Source organism: Actinomadura atramentaria DSM 43919, assembly GCF_000381885.1.
Taxonomy (GTDB): Bacteria; Actinomycetota; Actinomycetes; order Streptosporangiales; family Streptosporangiaceae; genus Spirillospora; species Spirillospora atramentaria.
Map to the genome: position 1 here is coordinate 95,127 of NZ_KB907223.1, position 16,960 is coordinate 112,086.

General features: G+C 74.1%; 18 protein-coding genes. All 18 read left to right on the forward strand.

What is annotated here, in order from left to right; all coding sequences use genetic code 11:
* Positions 1-116: 116 nt before the first annotated feature.
* The 18 genes from G339_RS0128400 to ruvA all read left to right on the forward strand — a co-directional run bounded on the left by G339_RS0128400 (position 117) and on the right by ruvA (position 16,949).
* Positions 117-1,622: a sugar porter family MFS transporter gene (locus G339_RS0128400; protein ID WP_019634456.1), complete on the forward strand. Its 1,506-nt coding sequence runs from the start codon at positions 117-119 to the stop codon at positions 1,620-1,622.
* 282 nt (positions 1,623-1,904) lie between these two features.
* Entirely contained in the window at positions 1,905-3,896 is a 1,992-nt protein-coding gene (gene thrS / locus G339_RS0128405; RefSeq protein WP_019634457.1) for a threonine--tRNA ligase, read from the forward strand.
* Between the two features lie 100 nt (positions 3,897-3,996).
* Positions 3,997-4,659: a hypothetical protein gene (locus G339_RS0128410; RefSeq protein ID WP_019634458.1), complete on the forward strand. Its 663-nt coding sequence runs from the start codon at positions 3,997-3,999 to the stop codon at positions 4,657-4,659.
* A gap of 80 nt (positions 4,660-4,739) precedes the next feature.
* A complete protein-coding gene (locus G339_RS0128415; protein ID WP_420804507.1) occupies positions 4,740-5,345 on the forward strand; it encodes an HIT family protein in 606 nt (201 codons plus the stop codon).
* Positions 5,345-5,743 (forward strand): thiol-disulfide oxidoreductase DCC family protein, encoded by a 399-nt coding sequence (locus tag G339_RS0128420; RefSeq protein WP_019634460.1) that lies wholly within the window; start codon positions 5,345-5,347, stop codon positions 5,741-5,743. The genes G339_RS0128415 and G339_RS0128420 overlap by 1 nt, the downstream gene beginning before the upstream one ends.
* Positions 5,744-5,859: 116 nt before the next feature.
* Positions 5,860-6,483: a phosphatidylinositol phosphate synthase gene (gene pgsA / locus G339_RS0128425; RefSeq protein WP_033324651.1), complete on the forward strand. Its 624-nt coding sequence runs from the start codon at positions 5,860-5,862 to the stop codon at positions 6,481-6,483.
* On the forward strand, positions 6,480-7,385 hold the full coding sequence (locus G339_RS0128430) for a phosphatidylinositol mannoside acyltransferase (RefSeq protein WP_019634462.1): 906 nt from the start codon (positions 6,480-6,482) through the stop codon (positions 7,383-7,385). The genes pgsA and G339_RS0128430 overlap by 4 nt, the downstream gene beginning before the upstream one ends.
* The gene (locus tag G339_RS0128435; protein ID WP_019634463.1) at positions 7,382-8,518 is read left to right on the forward strand and encodes a glycosyltransferase family 4 protein; all 1,137 of its coding nucleotides are present in this window, start codon (positions 7,382-7,384) and stop codon (positions 8,516-8,518) included. The genes G339_RS0128430 and G339_RS0128435 overlap by 4 nt, the downstream gene beginning before the upstream one ends.
* 9 nt (positions 8,519-8,527) lie before the next feature.
* The gene (locus G339_RS0128440) at positions 8,528-9,067 is read left to right on the forward strand and encodes a hypothetical protein (RefSeq protein ID WP_019634464.1); all 540 of its coding nucleotides are present in this window, start codon (positions 8,528-8,530) and stop codon (positions 9,065-9,067) included.
* Between the two features lie 82 nt (positions 9,068-9,149).
* Positions 9,150-10,169, forward strand: a complete 1,020-nt coding sequence (locus tag G339_RS0128445; protein WP_019634465.1) for a DUF3048 domain-containing protein — start codon at positions 9,150-9,152, stop codon at positions 10,167-10,169.
* Positions 10,170-10,237: 68 nt separating this feature from the next.
* On the forward strand, positions 10,238-11,155 hold the full coding sequence (pdxS, locus tag G339_RS0128450) for a pyridoxal 5'-phosphate synthase lyase subunit PdxS (RefSeq protein ID WP_033324604.1): 918 nt from the start codon (positions 10,238-10,240) through the stop codon (positions 11,153-11,155).
* Positions 11,156-11,284: 129 nt separating this feature from the next.
* Positions 11,285-11,911, forward strand: coding sequence for a DUF6928 family protein (locus G339_RS0128455; RefSeq protein ID WP_019634467.1), 627 nt, complete (start codon positions 11,285-11,287; stop codon positions 11,909-11,911).
* Between the two features lie 132 nt (positions 11,912-12,043).
* On the forward strand, positions 12,044-13,600 hold the full coding sequence (locus G339_RS0128460; RefSeq protein WP_240489925.1) for a S8 family peptidase: 1,557 nt from the start codon (positions 12,044-12,046) through the stop codon (positions 13,598-13,600).
* A gap of 135 nt (positions 13,601-13,735) precedes the next feature.
* Positions 13,736-14,353 carry a pyridoxal 5'-phosphate synthase glutaminase subunit PdxT gene (gene pdxT / locus G339_RS0128465; protein ID WP_019634469.1) on the forward strand — a complete coding sequence of 206 codons (618 nt, stop codon included), beginning with the start codon at positions 13,736-13,738 and terminating at the stop codon, positions 14,351-14,353.
* Positions 14,354-14,356: 3 nt separating this feature from the next.
* Positions 14,357-15,109: a YebC/PmpR family DNA-binding transcriptional regulator gene (locus G339_RS0128470; protein WP_019634470.1), complete on the forward strand. Its 753-nt coding sequence runs from the start codon at positions 14,357-14,359 to the stop codon at positions 15,107-15,109.
* Between the two features lie 74 nt (positions 15,110-15,183).
* Entirely contained in the window at positions 15,184-15,732 is a 549-nt protein-coding gene (locus G339_RS0128475) for a GNAT family N-acetyltransferase (RefSeq protein ID WP_026341859.1), read from the forward strand.
* Positions 15,733-15,810: 78 nt separating this feature from the next.
* Positions 15,811-16,353, forward strand: a complete 543-nt coding sequence (ruvC, locus tag G339_RS0128480) for a crossover junction endodeoxyribonuclease RuvC (RefSeq protein ID WP_026341860.1) — start codon at positions 15,811-15,813, stop codon at positions 16,351-16,353.
* Entirely contained in the window at positions 16,350-16,949 is a 600-nt protein-coding gene (ruvA, locus tag G339_RS0128485; RefSeq protein WP_019634473.1) for a Holliday junction branch migration protein RuvA, read from the forward strand. The genes ruvC and ruvA overlap by 4 nt, the downstream gene beginning before the upstream one ends.
* Positions 16,950-16,960: the final 11 nt, after the last annotated feature.

Genomic DNA, 16,960 nt, shown 5'->3' on the forward strand with positions numbered 1-16,960 from the left:
TGAGTAGCAGCTCGGCTTTGCGCCCGAACCGCGCCGAAGGGACGACCACCGACCACGCTGACCTGCGAAGACGCCGCCCGCCGCATAACGCACGCCACAGCGGGAAGATCGCCCGTATGGTGACAGACGGCGACGACGGCGGCACGCGGCCGGACGGAGCGGGCGGCGACGCCCCCGCCCACCCGACCGGGACGGCGATCCTGCTGGCGGGCGCGGCCGCGCTCGGCGGCTTCCTGTTCGGCTACGACTCCTCGGTCATCAACGGGGCCGTGGACGCGATCAAGGGCCAGTACCACCTCGGCTCGGTCGTCACCGGCTTCGTCGTCGCCGCCGCGCTGCTCGGCTGCGCCGTCGGCGCGTGGTTCGCCGGGCCGATCTCCGACCGCATCGGACGGGTGCGCGTCATGCTCATCGCGTCCGCGCTGTTCGTCATCAGCTCGGCCGGGTCGGCGCTGGCGTTCAGCGCCGTCGACCTGACGGTCTGGCGCATCCTCGGCGGCCTCGCGATCGGCGCGGCGTCGGTGATCGCGCCCGCCTACATCGCCGAGATCGCCCCCGCCCGGCTGCGCGGGCGCCTCGGCTCGCTCCAGCAGATGGCGATCGTCCTCGGGATCTTCGCCGCGCTCGTCGTGGACTACATCATCGCCCAGGTCTCCGACGGCGGCGCGGCCGGGCACTTCCCGTGGGGCGGGACGGCCTGGCGCTGGATGTTCGTCAGCGCCGCCGTCCCCGCCGCGATCTACGGCGCCATCGCGCTGGTGATCCCCGAATCGCCGCGCTACCTCGTCAAGAAGGGCCGGACCGCGCAGGCGCGCGGCGTCCTGTCCCGGCTGATGGACGGCCGCGAGATCGGCGCGAAGATCGACGAGATCCACGACTCGATCGCCAGCGACCGGCCGGTCCGCCTGCACGACCTGCGCGGCCCCCGGTTCGGGCTGCTGCCGATCGTGTGGGTCGGCCTGCTGCTGTCGGCGTTCCAGCAGCTCGTCGGCATCAACGTGATCTTCTACTACTCCTCGACGCTGTGGCAGGCGGTGGGCTTCAGCGAGAACGACGCGATGCTCACCTCGGTGATCAACTCGATCGTCAACGTCGTCGGGACGGTCGTGGCGATCCTGCTCATCGACCGCATCGGCCGCCGCCCGCTGCTGCTCATGGGCGCGGCGGGCATGGTCGTCACGCTCGGCGTCCTGACCGCGTGCTTCTCCACCGCGACCGTCGTGGACGGCAAGCCCGCGCTGGAGGGCGCGGCCGGGCCGGTCGCGCTCGTCGCGGCGAACCTGTACGTCTTCTCCTTCGCGGCGACGTGGGGGCCGGTCGTCTGGGTGATGCTCGGGGAGATGTTCAACAACTTCATCCGGGCGTCGGCGCTGGCGGTGTCCGCCGCCGTGCAGTGGATCGCCAACTGGGTGATCACGACCTCGTTCCCCGGCCTGTCGGGCGTCTCGCTGAGCCTCGCCTACGGCGTCTACACCGCGTTCTCCGTGCTCGCGCTGATCTTCGTGTTCCGGGCCGTGCCGGAGACGCGCGGCATGGAGCTGGAGGACATGGACGAGCTGGCCGACCCGCACCACCACGTCCACGGCGGCGAGAAGCACCATCCGCACGGCCGCGCGACCTGAGTTACGATGGCGGCATGATGCGCGCCGCGTTCGAGACGACGACGCCGGGTCCGTCCCGGCGCATCGGCCGCATGTCCTAGAACATCGCGCGGTGGGGCCCCGGGAGAGATCCCGGGGCCCCTCGCCGTTCCGGGACCTCTCCGCCGGTCCCGCCCGCCCGTCCGGCAGGAGGACGCCGTCATGGCGGGACCGCCCGCAGCAACCCCCGACTCGCCCGGAGCCCCGGCGCGCAAGTCGATAGCATCGTCCGCACACTCAACCGGACCAGCCCGAGGAGAACCCGTGTCCACCGTGTCTGAGCTGCGCATCACCCTCGACGGGAGCGAGCGGGCGGTGCCCGCCAGCGCGACCGCCGGCGAGGCGCTGGAAGCCGTGCTCGACGGGGTGGGCCGCACCGTCGTCGCCGCCCGCGTCGGCGGCGAGCTGCGCGACCTGGCGTACCGGCTCGCCGACGGCGACGAGGTCGAGCCCGTCGAGATCGGCTCGGACGACGGCCGCGCCATCATGCGGCACTCGGCGGCGCACGTGATGGCGCAGGCGGTGCAGGAGCTGTTCCCCGAGGCCAAGCTGGGCATCGGCCCGCCCGTCGAGAACGGGTTCTACTACGACTTCGACGTCGCCGAGCCGTTCACCCCCGACGACCTCAAGCGCGTCGAGAAGCGCATGCGCGAGATCGTCAAGCAGGGCCAGCGGTTCTCCCGCCGCGTCGTCGCCGACGACGACGCCCGCGCCGAGCTGGCCGACGAGCCCTACAAGCTGGAGCTGATCGGCCTCAAGGGCGGCGCGGCCGAGGCGGGCGAGGGCGCGGACGTCGAGGTGGGCGGCGCGGAGCTGACCATCTACGACAACGTGGACGCCAAGACCGGCGAGCTGTGCTGGAAGGACCTCTGCCGCGGCCCGCACCTGCCCACCACCCGGGTGATCCCGGCGTTCAAGCTGATGCGCTCCGGCGGCGCGTACTGGCGCGGCAGCGAGAAGAACCCGCAGCTCCAGCGCATCTACGGCACTGCGTGGGAGTCCCGGGAGAAGCAGGACGAGTACCTGAGGTTCCTGGAGGAGGCCGAGAAGCGCGACCACCGGCGGCTCGGCGCGGAGCTGGACCTGTTCTCGTTCCCCAACGAGATCGGCAGCGGCCTGGCGGTGTTCCACCCCAAGGGCGGCATCGTCCGCAAGGTGATGGAGGACTACTCGCGGCGCCGCCACGAGGAGGAGGGGTACGAGTTCGTCAACACCCCCCACATCAGCAAGGGCCACCTGTTCGAGACCTCCGGGCACCTCCAGAACTACAAGGAGGACATGTTCCCGGCGATGGAGGTGGACGGCGCCGACTACTACCTCAAGCCGATGAACTGCCCGATGCACAACCTGATCTACCGGGCGCGCGGGCGGTCCTACCGGGAGCTGCCGCTGCGGCTGTTCGAGTTCGGGTCGGTGTACCGGTTCGAGAAGTCCGGCGTCGTCCACGGCCTCACCCGCGTGCGCGGGATGACCCAGGACGACTCGCACATCTACACCACCGAAGAGGACCTGGGCGGCGAGATCAAGCGGCTGCTGACCTTCGTCCTGGACCTGCTGCGCGACTACGGGCTCGACGACTTCTACCTGGAGCTGTCCACCCGCGACGACTCCCCGAAGTTCATCGGCTCGGACGAGATGTGGGAGAAGGCCACCGCCGCGCTGCGCGAGGCCGCCGAGGACACCGGCCTGGAGCTGGTCCCCGACCCGGGCGGCGCGGCGTTCTACGGCCCGAAGATCTCCGTCCAGGCGCGCGACGCGATCGGCCGCACCTGGCAGCTCTCCACCATCCAGGTCGACCCGAACCAGCCGGAGCGGTTCGGGCTGGAGTACCAGGCGGCCGACGGCACCCGCAAGCGGCCGGTCATGCTGCACCGGGCGCTGTTCGGGTCGATCGAGCGGTTCTTCGGCGTGCTGCTGGAGCACTACGCGGGCGCGATGCCGCCGTGGCTGGCGCCGGTGCAGGCGGTCGGCATCCCGATCGGCGACGCGCACGTCCCGCACCTGGACAAGCTGGCGGCGATGCTGCGCGAGCGCGGCGTCCGGGTGGAGGTGGACACCTCCGCCGACCGGATGCAGAAGAAGATCCGCAACGCGCAGAAGCAGAAGGTGCCGTACATGCTGCTGGCGGGCGACGAGGACGTCGCCAAGGACGCGGTGTCGTTCCGGTACCGGGACGGCTCGCAGAAGAACGGCGTCGCGCTGCCGGACGCCGTCGAGGAGATCGTGGCGGCGATCGAGAGCCACGCGCAGGTCTGACCGGAGCAGCGGCGGGGCCGCCGGGGCGATCCGGCCCGGCGGCCCCGCCGCGCTTGGTAGCCTCGGCGATCAATCGTTACGAATTGGGAGAAACTGCCCAGTGCCCAGGAAGCTCAGCGGGCGGGACCGGCCCGCCCGGCCCGCGCGCCCGGCGCGGCGGCCGGGCCGCGCCGCGCGCCCGCCCCGGTCGCCGTGGTGGCGCGTCGCGGGCTACGGCGGCGCGCTGCTGCTGGTGGCCGCCGCGGTCGCGGTGCTGCTGCTCCCCGTCCTGAACCGGGACGGCGGCGCCCGCCGCGCCGCCGCGACGCCCGGCCCGGGGCAGGCCGCGGCGACCACCGCCCCCGGCTACCCGGGCGCGGACCCGAACAACCCGATCCAGCAGCAGCCGACCCAGCCGTCGCCGGGCACGAGCCAGAACACCGCCGCGCCCCCCGGCACCGGCGGCGTCGGCGGCACCATGCCGGACCCGACGCAGACCGGCGGCGGGACGAGCGCCGACCTGTGCGACCAGTCCACCGCGATCTACCGTCCGTCCGCCTCGGGCGGCGTGGACGTCGTCGTGACGCTGCAGAACAGCTCCGCCGTCGCCGTCCAGCTCACGCTGACCGCCGGCGAGCCGCAGGCCAAGCAGGACACGGTGCTCAAGGGCGTCCCGCACACCTTCTCCTTCGCCGCGCCGGTCACGACGGTGCAGCGGGTGAAGGTCACCGCGCTGGCCGTCGGCTCCCCGATGAAGTCCTGCTACGCCCGGCCGGGGGCCTGACCGGCGGGGGACCGGCGTCCGACCGTCCGGGATCTCTCTCTATGCTGCTGATGGGGCCGTACACGAAGGAGATCGCCGCCTTGAGCGCAAAGCCGGACGAGTCCGTGGTGCAGCAGGCGCGCGAGGCCGCGTCCGGACCCGAGGTCGAGGAGGAGCGGGGCGGCGCGGGCCTCCCCGACAACTTCCAGCGGCTCTGGACCCCGCACCGGCTGGCGTACATCAAGGGCGAGGGGCGGCCGAGCGGCGCGGACGCGGGCGAGGGCTGCCCGTTCTGCGAGATCCCCGCGATGTCCGACGAGGACGGCCTGGTCGTCTCGCGCGGCCGGACGGTGTACGCCGTCCTCAACCTGTACCCGTACAACTCCGGCCACCTGATGGTCGTCCCGTACCGGCACGTCGCGGACTACGCCGAGCTGGACGCGGACGAGTACACCGAGCTGGCCGTCCTGACCCGCCGCGCGCTGGCCGCGCTGCGCAAGGCCAGCGGCGCGCAGGGCTTCAACGTCGGGATGAACCTCGGGCACGTCGCGGGCGCGGGCATCGCGGCGCACCTGCACCAGCACGTCGTCCCGCGCTGGGGCGGCGACACCAACTTCATGCCGGTCGTGGGGCACACCCGCGTCCTGCCGCAACTGCTGCGGGAGACGCGCGCGCTCATCGCGGACGCCTGGCCGGAGGACGGCTGATGGCCGCCCGGCCGGTCCTGCTCTACGACGGGGACTGCGGTTTCTGCACGGCGTCGGTCCGGTTCATCGACCGGTGGATTCCGACGTCCGCGCGGATCGTGCCGTACCAGCGCGCCGACCTGGCCGCCCTCGGCGTCACCGCCGCCCGCGCGCGCCGCGAGGTGCTGTGGGTCGACCGCGCGGGCCGCGTGTCCGGCGCGGCGCAGGCGGTGGCGCGGCTGCTGACCGACGCGGGCGGCCTCTGGCGCGTGCCGGGGCTCGTCCTGCGCGTGCCGCCGATCCGGTGGATCGCGCTCGGCGTGTACCGGTTCGTCTCCGCGCACCGCGACCGGATGCCCGGCGGGACGCCCGCGTGCGCGCTGCCGCCGGGGCGCGCGCCCGGCACCGGCGAGGGCTGACGCGCCCCGCGCCCGGACCTTGATCGTCGAGGTCACCCGCGCCGCCGGGCGGCACTACGATGGGCGCGCTGCGCGGCCCGCGCGACCGCGCCCCGAACCTTCACGAACGGACGGCGATGCTCAACAAAGTGCGGCCCGCGCTGGGCCGCGTCCTGACCCCCATCGGACGCTCGGTCGCGCGAACCGGGATCTCGCCGAACGCCATCACGGTCATCGGCACGGTGGGCGTCGTCGTCGGCGCGCTCGGCTTCTTCCCGCGCGGCTCCTACTTCTGGGGCACGATGGTGATCACCGCGTTCGTGCTGTTCGACATGCTCGACGGCGCGGTCGCCCGCGTCACCGGCAGGATCTCCAAGTTCGGCGCGTTCCTGGACTCCACGATGGACCGGGTCGCCGACGCGGCCGTGTTCGGCGGCCTGATGATCGGCCTGGACCGCGACGGCGAGGACGTCCTGGCGGCGCTGGCGCTGTTCTGCCTGGTCGCGGGCGTGGTGACGTCCTACGCCAAGGCCCGCGCCGAAGGGCTCGGCTACACCTGCAACGTCGGGATCGCGGAGCGGTCGGAGCGGCTGATCATCGTCCTGGTGCCGACCGGGTTCCACGGCCTCGGCGTCCCCTACATCCTCGCGGTGGGCCTGTGGGTCCTCGCGGTGCTCAGCGCGGTGACGGTCGGGCAGCGGCTCGTCGCGGTGTGGCGGCAGGCGCGGGACGAGGTGCCCGCGCCCGGGGGCGGTTCGTGACGGACGGCCTGCGCGACGAGGCGGCCGACGCGGCGTACGCGCTCGGCTGGCGGGTCGTGCGCAAGACGCCCGAGCCGCTGGCCCGGCTGGCGTTCGCCGCGCTCGCCGACCGGACGTGGCAGGCCCACGGCGCGGGCGTCCGCCAGTTGGAGCGCAACCTGTGCCGCGTCCTCGGCAAGAAGGCCGTGGACGACGAGGTCCGCGTCCTGAGCAAGCGCGTGCTGCGGTCCTACTTCCGGTACTGGCTGGAGGTCTTCCGCCTGCCGGAGTACAGCCGGGACCGCATCCTCGGCGGGATGCGCGTCACCGGCCACGAGAAGCTGTTCGCCACCCTCGACTCCGGGCGCGGCGCGATCCTCGCGCTGCCGCACATGGGGAACTACGAGCAGGCCGGGGCGTGGCTCGTCCACAGCGGGTACCCGTTCACGACGGTCGCGGAGCGGCTGAGGCCGACCTCGCTGTTCGACCGGTTCGTGGCGTTCCGCGAAAGCCTCGGCATGGAGGTCCTGGCCCACAGGGGCGCGTCGGCGTTCGGCCGGCTCGCGCAGCGCCTCCGCGCGGGCCGCCCCGTCTGCCTGGTCGTCGACCGGGACCTCACCGACACCGGCGTGGACGTGGAGTTCTTCGGCGAGACGGCGCGGATGCCCGCCGTGTCGGCGGCGCTGGCGATCCAGACCGGCGCGGCCCTGTATCCGGTGACGCTCTGGTTCGAGGGCGACGGCTGGGGCGCGCGCGTCCACGACGAGATCCCGGTGCCCGGGGACGGCGCGCGGCGCGAGAAGATCGGCGCGATGACCCAGTCCCTCGCGGCGGTCTTCGAGGCGGGCATCGCCGCGCACCCGGAGGACTGGCACATGCTGCAGAAGGTCTGGATCGCCGACCTGGCGGGGCGCGGCGCGTGAGGATCGGGATCGTCTGCCCCTACACCTGGAATGTGCCGGGGGGCGTCCAGCAGCACGTCCGCGACCTCGCCGAGGCGCTGATCGGGTACGGGCACGGCGTCTCGGTCATCACGCCCGCCGACGACGACGCGCAACTACCGCCGTATGTCGTGTCCGCCGGGCGGGCGGTGCCCGTCCCCTACAACGGGTCGGTGGCGCGGCTGGCGTTCGGGTTCCTGTCGGCGTCGCGGGTGCGGCGCTGGATCCACGACGGCGCGTTCGACGTCCTGCACGTCCACGAGCCCGCCGCGCCCTCGCTCGGCCTGCTGGCCTGCTGGGCGGCGGCCGGGCCGATCGTCGGCACCTTCCACGCGTCCTACGAGAAGTCCCGCGTCGTGTCGGTCACCGCGCCGATCCTGCGCAGCGCCCTGGAGAAGATCACCGGGCGGATCGCGGTCTCCGAGGCCGCCCGCACGACGCTCGTCGAGCACCTGGGCGGCGACGCGGTCCTGATCCCCAACGGCGTCGCGACCGCGCGGTACGCGACCGCCGAGCCGCTGCCCGGCTGGCCCGGCGACGGCGGCGCGCTCGGCTTCCTCGGGCGGATGGACGAGCCGCGCAAGGGCCTTCAGGTGCTGCTGCGCGCGTTCGAGACCCTCGGCCGGGAGCGGCCCGGCCTGCGGCTGCTGGTCGCCGGGCCGGGCGACGCCGACGACGTCCTCGCGCGCGTCCCGGCGGACCTGCGGTCCCGCGTCGTCGTCCTCGGCCTCGTCAGCGAGGAGGACAAGGTCCGCGCCTACCACTCGGTGGACGCGTTCGTCGCGCCCAACCTCGGCGGCGAGAGCTTCGGCATCGTCCTCGCCGAGGCGATGTCGGCGGGCGCGCCGATCCTCGCCAGCGACATCGAGGCGTTCGACCACGTGCTGCGCGGCGGCCGCGCGGGCGTGCTGTTCCCGACCGGCGACGCCGCCGCGCTCGCCGCCGCCGCGGGCGCGCTGCTGGACGACCCGGCCCGCCGCGAGCGCCTGTCGGCCGCGGCCCGCGCCGCCGTCCGCGCCTACGACTGGTCGGCGGTCGCGCGGGACGTGCTGCGGGTGTACGAGACCGTCACGCTCGGCGCGGGCGGCGTCATCGCCACCGACGGCGAAGGGTAGGGAGGACCCGTGTTCCCCGACTGGATCATCGACGTCCTGCTCGGCCTGGCCGCCGCGTTCCTGCTGGTGGTGTACGTGTCGTGGCGGGCGACGCGGCTGGACCGGCTGCACGTCCGCGTCGAGACCGCGCGGGCCGCGCTGGACGCGGCGCTGGTGCGGCGCGCGGCCGTGACGCTGGAGCTGGCCGCCTCGCGGCTGCTCGACCCGGCGACGAGCCTCGTCCTGGCGACCGCCGCCCACCAGGCCCGCACCGCCGACGCGGACGGCCGCGAGTTCGCCGAGAGCGACCTGTCGCGCGCGCTGCGCGCCGCCGTGGACCAGCCAGGGTTCGCGGCCGGGCTCGACGACCGCGCCGACGACGGCGGGCACGTCCTGGAAGAGCTGGCGTCGTCCGCGCAGAAGGTCGTCTACGCGCGCAACTTCTACAACGACGCGGTCGCGCAGGCGCGCGCGGCCCGCCGCAAGCTCCTCATCCGCGTCCTGCCGCTGGCGGGCCGCGCCGCGCTGCCCGGCTTCTTCGAGATCGACGACGACCCGCCCCGGCTCTGAACGCCGCCCCGCCGGGGGGACGGACCGCGCACCGGAGCCGGATCGGTACGCTCGGAGACGATTCTCATCAAGGGGGCGTATCGTGCGTTCGTTCACGGCCGGGCGGGGGCCGCTCGCGGCCGGCGGCGCGGTCCTGCTCGCCGCGTCCCTCGCGGCCTGCTCGGGCGGGTCGGACGGCGGCGGCCCGGCCGCCACGCCGTCCTCGCCGGGCGGCTCGGCGTCCGCCACCCCGGCGGTGAACCCGCTGACGGGCCTGCGGCGCGGCGTCGGCAGGCCGGTGCTGGCCGTCAAGATCGAGAACACCCGGCCCGCGATGCCGCAGACCGGCGTCTCGGCCGCCGACCTGGTGTATGTCGAGCAGGTCGAGGGCGGCGAGACGCGGCTGATGGCGGTGTACTCGTCCACGCTGCCCAAGCGCGTCGGACCGGTCCGCAGCGCGCGGATCTCCGACCTGCACCTGCTGCCGCAGTTCGGGCATCCGGCGTTCGCGTTCTCGGGCGTGCAGAGCAAGATGAAGAAGTACGTGCGGCGCGCGCCCGTCCAGGACGTCTCCCAGGACGCGGGGGACGGCGGCTACACGCGCGCCGGGACCAAACCCGCGCCCTACAACCTCTACGCCGACCCGCGCGCGCTGGTGAAGCGCGCACCGGACGCGAAACCGCCGAAGGACGTCGGGTTCAAGTTCGGCCCGGCCCCGCAGGGCGGGGCGCCGACGAAGACGTTCACCGCCAAGTGGCCCGCCACGACGATGGGTTTCACCTGGTCGGCGAAGGCCAAGCGCTGGCTGGCGTCCTGGGGCGGCAGCCCCGACCGGGCCGCCGAGGGCGGCGTGCTCGGCGGCGCGACGGTCGTCGTGCAGCGGGTGAAGACCACCCGGTCGCAGTTCCACGACTTCCTCGGCGCGTACACGCCGCTCATCCACACGACCGGGACCGGCACCGCGACGGTCCTGCGCGACGGCCGCGCGTACGGCGCCCGCTGGTCGCGCCCGTCCGAGGACGCCGGGACGACGTTCACGACGGCCGACGGCGCGCCGATGACGTTCGCGACCGGCCAGGTGTGGATCGTCCTGGTCAACGACGGCAAACCGTATATGCCCTGACCTGCGTCCGAGCGCGTCCCCGCCGGGGAATATCATGGATCACGACTTATCGCCCGTTCACGTGAGGAATGCCCGTGTCTGCTTCCAGCTCTGAGACCACCGCTCCCGCGACCGGCACCGCCCGGGTCAAGCGGGGCATGGCGGAGATGCTCAAGGGCGGTGTGATCATGGACGTCGTCACCCCCGAGCAGGCGAAGATCGCCGAGGACGCGGGCGCCGTCGCCGTCATGGCGCTGGAGCGCGTCCCCGCCGACATCCGCGCCGAGGGCGGCATCTCCCGGATGAGCGACCCCGACATGATCGACGGGATCATCCAGGCCGTCTCGATCCCGGTCATGGCCAAGGCCCGCATCGGCCACTTCGTCGAGGCGCGGGTGCTGCAGTCGCTCGGCGTCGACTACATCGACGAGTCCGAGGTCCTGACCCCCGCGGACTACGAGAACCACATCGACAAGTTCGCGTTCACCGTCCCGTTCGTGTGCGGCGCGACCAACCTCGGCGAGGCCCTGCGCCGCATCACCGAGGGCGCGGCGATGATCCGCTCCAAGGGCGAGGCGGGCACCGGCGACGTCTCCAACGCCACCACGCACATGCGCAAGATCCGCGGCGAGATCCGGCGGCTCCAGTCGCTGCCGGAGGACGAGCTGTACGTCGCCGCCAAGGAGCTGCAGGCCCCCTACGAGCTGGTCAAGGAGGTCGCCGAGGCCGGGAAGCTGCCCGTCGTGCTGTTCACCGCGGGCGGCATCGCCACCCCCGCCGACGCCGCGATGATGATGCAGCTCGGCGCGGAGGGCGTGTTCGTCGGCTCGGGCATCTTCAAGTCCGGCAACCCCGCGCAGCGCGCCGAGGCGATCGTCAAGGCCACGACCTTCCACGACGACCCCGACGTCATCGCGAACGTCTCGCGCGGCCTCGGCGAGGCGATGGTCGGCATCAGCGTCGCGTCCCTCGGCGAGGACCAGAAGTTCGCCGGCCGCGGCTGGTGACACCTTTCTTCCCCCGGAGTCTTCCCCGCCTTGCGCGGGGACTCCGGCGGCTACCCTGAATCCGGTTGATCTCGCGCCGCGTCGGACGATTCCGGCGCGGCACGCGGAACACGGGCGGAAGGGGTGCGCATGGGGTGGTCGGTCTCGCTCGCCTGCTGCCGCTCGGCCGACCCGGCGGCGGTCTTCCGGCCCGGCGTGACCGCCGATCCGCGCGCCGCCGCGTCGTTCGCGCGGGGCCTCCACCCCGCCGCGACGCTCACCGAGACGGGTGACACCGTCCTGGACTTCGCGCTGAATCCGTACGGCGACGAGATGTTCGTCGGCGCGTACGGCGGCGACGGCGGCGGCGCGGTGCTGCTGTGCGACCGGCGGCTGTTCGGCCTGGACGACGACGCCCGCCACATCGTGGACCGCGCCGCCGCCGCGCTGCCCGACGCCGTCTGCGGCGTGCTCGTTCTGGAGAGCGTCGCGTCGGTCTGCTGGTTCCGCTGGTACGAGTCCGGCGAGCTGCGCCGCGACGTGTTCGTCAGCGCGGAGGACGGCGTCGTCGTGGACGTCGGCGACCGCCTCCCCGCCGAGGAGCCGTTCTGGCGCGCGCTCGACGAGGGCGCGCCCGACGTGCCGCTGCCGTTCGACCAGGAGGACTTCGGCCTCGCCCTCGCCGCGTCCTGCCTCTTCGGCCGCGGCCTGGCCGAACGCGGCGCGGACGGGTTCCTGCCGCTGGAACTCCCGGTGCGCCGCTTCAAGCTCTCCTGACCACCCGGTCCGCACCGAAACGAGAGTTTCGTAGGCGTTTACGCGCACCTAGTCGATAGATCCGCCTTTCCCGCTCCGTCCAGGATGTGGGTCCGCGCGCCGCCTGTGGCGCGCGTCACCACGGAGCGAGAGGTGGCCGGAGTGCGCATCGGCGGTCTTGTCCTCGCGGCGGCGGGCACGCTGCTGCTTCCCCTGACGGCCGCGCCGCCCGCGGCCGCCGAGGGCCCGATCCTCGGCGGCGCGACCGCCGCGTCCGTCAAGGACAGCTACCTGGTCACGCTCAAGGACGGGCGGACGGGCACGGACGGCGTCGCGACCCAGGCCCGCGCCCTCGCCGGGCGGTACTCCGGCCGCGTCGGGCGCGTCTACTCGCGGACCGTCCGCGGCTTCCAGGCGTCGATGAGCGAGCAGCGCGCGCGGCGGCTCGCCGCCGACCCGGCCGTCGCGACCGTCGAGCGGGATTCGGCCGTCCACGCGCTGGACGTGCAGCCGAATCCGCCGAACTGGGGGCTGGACCGCATCGACCAGACGCGCCTGCCGCTGAACGGCTCGTACACCTACGACACCAAGGCGCCCGGCGTCACCGCGTACATCGTGGACACCGGCATTCTGACGACGCACGCGGACTTCGGGGGCCGCGCCGTGTCCGGCCGCGACCTCGTCGACAACGACGACGACGCGACCGACTGCAACGGGCACGGCACGCACGTCGCGGGGATCGTCGGCGGGGCCGCGCACGGCGTGGCGAAGGGCGTGAAGCTCGTCGGCGTCCGGGTGCTGGACTGCTCGGGCAGCGGCGCGGTCTCCGGCGTCGTCGCCGGGCTGGACTGGGTCGCCGAGCACGCCGTCCGGCCCGCGGTCGCCAACCTCAGCCTCGGCGGCGGCACCAGCGCGACCCTGGACGCGGCGATCAAGCGGGCCGTCGCCGCCGGAGTCACCGTCGTCGTCGCGGCCGGGAACGACGGGAAGGACGCGTGCGGCGGCTCGCCCGCCCGCGTCCCCGAGGCGCTGACGGTCGGCGCGACGACCCGCGCCGACCGGCGCGCCGACTACTCCAACTACGGGACGTGCGTGGACCTGTTCGCGCCGGGCAGCGACGTCACCTCCGACTGGATCGGCGGCGCGAACGCGACCCGCAGCGCGTCCGGGACGTCGATGGCGTCCCCGCACGCGGCGGGCGCGGCCGCGCTCGTCCTGGCCGCCCACCCGCAGGACACCCCCGCCCAGGTCGCGACCGCGCTGACCGGCGCGGCGGACGCGGGCGTCGTCGGCAACCCGGGCACGGGCTCGCCCAACCGGCTGCTGTTCACCACCGACGGCGGCTCGCCGGCCGCGCCCGCGCCGTGCGCCCCGGCGTCCAGCGCCGCCAAGGCCGCGTTCGGGTCCTGGCAGACGGTGTCGAGCAAGATCAAGATCAGCGGGTGCGCCGGGACCGCCGGGGCCGCCGCGACCGTCACCGTGGACGTCTCCGTCCCGTGGCGCGGCGGGCTCGTCCTGGACCTCGTCGCCCCGGACGGCTCCGTCCAGCCCCTCAAGGGCTTCGACCTGTTCGACTTCGCCACCGACCTGAAGGCGTCCTATCCCGTGGACCTCGCGGGAGCCGACCGCGACGGCGACTGGACGCTGCGCGCCACCGACTACTGGCCCGGCGGCCAGGGCACCGTGAACTCCTGGACGCTCGCCCTCTGACGCTCATCCCGACGCCCGTTCGCGGCGGCCCGCCGGAGCCCCCCGGCGGGCCGCCGCGCCGTCCCACCCTGGAAGAACGGGCCGCCACCCGGGCGTTTAGGGTGTGCAGGTCGAATTCCAGGAAGCAGGGGTGACATGACGGCGGAGCCCACCATCGGAGTCCTCGCGCTGCAGGGCGACGTGCGCGAGCACGCGCGGGCGCTGGAGAGCGCGGGGGCGCGGACCCTCGCCGTCCGCCGCCCCGCCGAGCTGGACCGCGTGGACGGGCTCGTCGTCCCCGGCGGCGAGTCGACGACCATCGGCAAGCTCGCCCGCGCCTTCGACCTGCTCGAACCGCTGCGCAAGCGCGTCGAGTCCGGCCTGCCCGTCTACGGGTCCTGCGCCGGGATGATCCTGCTCGCGGACCGCGTCGAGGACGGCACCGCCGACCAGGAGACGATCGGCGGCATCGACATGACCGTCCGCCGCAACGCCTTCGGCCGCCAGGTCGACTCCTTCGAGGCGGCCGTCCCGCTCGCCGGGATGGGGGACGAGCCCTACCGCGCCGTCTTCATCCGCGCGCCCTGGGTGGAGCGCGTCGGACCGGGCGTCGAGGTCCTCGGCCGTGCCGAGGGCGGCCCGAGCGCCGATAGGATCGTCGCCGTCCGCCAGGGCCGCCTGATGGCGACCGCCTTCCACCCGGAACTGACGGACGACCACCGCGTGCACCATTACTTCGCCGATCTGGTGCGCCGGGCGACGGAGGAGGATTAACGCATGTCCGGCCACTCCAAGTGGGCGACGACCAAGCACAAGAAGGCCGCGCTGGACGCCAAGCGCGGCAAGCTGTTCGCCAAGCTCATCAAGAACATCGAGGTCGCGGCCCGCACCGGCGGCGGCGACCCGGACGCCAACCCGACGCTGTACGACGCCATCTACAAGGCGAAGAAGAACTCCGTCCCCAACGACAACATCGAGCGCGCGCGCAAGCGCGGCGCCGGTGAGGAGGCGGGCGGCGCGGACTGGCAGAACATCACCTACGAGGGCTACGCGCCCGGCGGCGTCGCGGTGCTCATCGAGTGCCTGACCGACAACCGCAACCGCGCGGCCTCGGAGGTGCGCGTCGCGCTGACCCGCAACGGCGGCTCCCTCGCCGACCCGGGCTCGGTGTCGTACATGTTCAACCGCAAGGGCGTCGTGGTCGTGCCGAAGAACGGCGCGAGCGAGGACGACGTCATGATGGCCGTCCTGGACGCGGGCGCCGAGGAGGTCAACGACCTCGGCGAGGAGTTCGAGGTCGTGTCCGAGGCGGGCGACCTGATCGCCGTCCGCACGGCCCTGCAGGACGCGGGCATCGACTACGACTCGGCGGAGAGCAAGTTCCTGCCGACGATGACCGTCCCGCTGGACGAGGAGAACGCCCGCAAGGTGTTCCGCCTCATGGACGCCCTCGAGGACTCCGACGACGTCCAGGAGATCTACGCCAACTTCGACGTCAGCGACGAGGTCCTGGCCGCGATCGACGCCTGACCGGCGTTTCCCGGAACGGCCGCCGCGCGTCCCCGCGCGGCGGCCGTCCGGCGTCCGGGGCTACCGTACGGATCATGGAGATCCGGGCGTTGACCGTGGCCGAGTTCGCCGCCACCCGCGACCTGCGCCGCCAGGCGTTCGGGCCGGTGCCGGACGACGAGTGGGAGCGGTCCCTCGCGCGGGTCCGGCCGCTGGTCGAGGCGGGCCGCTGCCTCGGCGGGTTCCTGGACGGCCGCGTCGTCGCCACGGCCCATGTGAACGACCAGCGCCAGTGGTGGCGCGGGCGGGCGCTGCCGCTCGGCGGCGTCAGCGGCGTCACCGTCGCGCCGGACCTGCGCGGCCGGGGCCTGGCCCGCGCCGTGGTCCGCGCGGTGCTCGACCGGTGCGCGGAACTCGGGCTCCCGCTGTCGATGCTCGTCGTGACGGACGGCGCGGCCGCCCTGGAGCGTTCCGCCGACGACGCGGACGCCGTCCGCCTCGGCCCGCGCGGGCTCGCCGCGCTGTACGCCGGCGTCCCGCTCGCGACGCTGCGCCGCGCCGGGCTCGCCGCGGGCGGCGCGGCCCACGACGACGCGCTCGACGCGGCGTTCGCCGCCGACCCGTTCGCGCTCGACTTCTTCTGACCGGCCCGTCCCGCGCGCGATGTCCGCCCGGTCCGGTAGCGTGACCCGCGCCGAACACATGATCGAAGGAGCGGGCGCGTGCGGGTGATGGGGGTGGACCCGGGCCTGACGCGCTGCGGCGTCGGCGTGGTCGACGGCGCGCCGGGCCGGCCGCTGGCGCTCGTCCACGTCTCGGTGGTGCGCACCAGCCCGGACGACGACGTCGCGCACCGGCTGCTCGGCGTCGAGCGCGGCCTGCTGGCCGTGCTGGCGGAGTTCGAGCCCGACGCGGTCGCCGTCGAGCGCGTGTTCGCGCAGCACAACGTCAGCACCGTGATGGGCACCGCGCAGGCCGCCGGGGTCGCGATGCTCGCCGCCGCCCGGCTCGGCCTGCCGGTCGGGCTGCACACGCCGAGCGAGGCCAAGGCCGCCGTCACCGGCAACGGCCGCGCCGACAAGGCGCAGGTCACCAGCATGGTCACCCGGCTGCTGCGGCTCACCGCCGCCCCCCGCCCCGCCGACGCCGCCGACGCGCTCGCGCTCGCGATCTGCCACGTGTGGCGCGGCGGCGCGCAGGCCCGGCTGGACGCGGCCCGGGGGCGCGTCGCCCGCCCGAGAACGCCAGGAGGAACCGCCCGATGATCGCCTTCGTGCGCGGCACGGTCGCCGCGTCGGGCCCGGACTCGGCCGTCGTCGACGTCGGCGGCGTCGGCTACGCCGTGCAATGCACGCCCGCGACGCTCGCCGGGCTGCGGGAGGGCGAGGAGGTCCGCGTCCCGACCTCGCTCGTCGTCCGCGAGGACTCGATGACCCTGTTCGGGTTCGCCGACGACGACGAGCGGACGGTCTTCGAGCTGCTGCAGACCGCCAGCGGCGTCGGCCCGCGCCTCGCGCTGGCGATGCTCGCCGTCCACAGCCCCGACGGGCTGCGCGCCGCCGTCGCCGCCGAGGACCTGGTGGCCCTCACCAAGGTCCCCGGCATCGGCAAGAAGGGCGCGCAGCGGATCGTCCTGGAGCTGCGCGACCGCCTCGGCGCGCCCGCCGGCGGCGCGGCGGCCCCGGCCGCCCCGCGCCCGGCGGCCTGGCGCGACCAGGTCCAGGCGGGCCTGGTGAACCTCGGCTGGTCCGCCCGCGACGCCGACGCGGCCGTGGACGCCGTCGCCGCCGACCTCGGCGACACCCCGCCCCCGCCCGTCCCCGCCCTCCTCAAGGCCGCCCTGAAGAAGCTGAGCAAGTGACCCCCGCCATC

Coding starts and splice junctions, on each gene's coding strand:
- G339_RS0128470 (WP_019634470.1), top strand. CDS start 14,357: ATGTCCGGCCACTCCAAGTGGGCGACGACCAAGCACAAGAAGGCCGCG.
- pdxT (WP_019634469.1), top strand. CDS start 13,736: ATGACGGCGGAGCCCACCATCGGAGTCCTCGCGCTGCAGGGCGACGTG.
- ruvA (WP_019634473.1), top strand. CDS start 16,350: ATGATCGCCTTCGTGCGCGGCACGGTCGCCGCGTCGGGCCCGGACTCG.
- pgsA (WP_033324651.1), top strand. CDS start 5,860: ATGCTCAACAAAGTGCGGCCCGCGCTGGGCCGCGTCCTGACCCCCATC.
- pdxS (WP_033324604.1), top strand. CDS start 10,238: ATGCCCGTGTCTGCTTCCAGCTCTGAGACCACCGCTCCCGCGACCGGC.
- G339_RS0128420 (WP_019634460.1), top strand. CDS start 5,345: ATGGCCGCCCGGCCGGTCCTGCTCTACGACGGGGACTGCGGTTTCTGC.
- G339_RS0128475 (WP_026341859.1), top strand. CDS start 15,184: ATGGAGATCCGGGCGTTGACCGTGGCCGAGTTCGCCGCCACCCGCGAC.
- G339_RS0128455 (WP_019634467.1), top strand. CDS start 11,285: ATGGGGTGGTCGGTCTCGCTCGCCTGCTGCCGCTCGGCCGACCCGGCG.
- G339_RS0128400 (WP_019634456.1), top strand. CDS start 117: ATGGTGACAGACGGCGACGACGGCGGCACGCGGCCGGACGGAGCGGGC.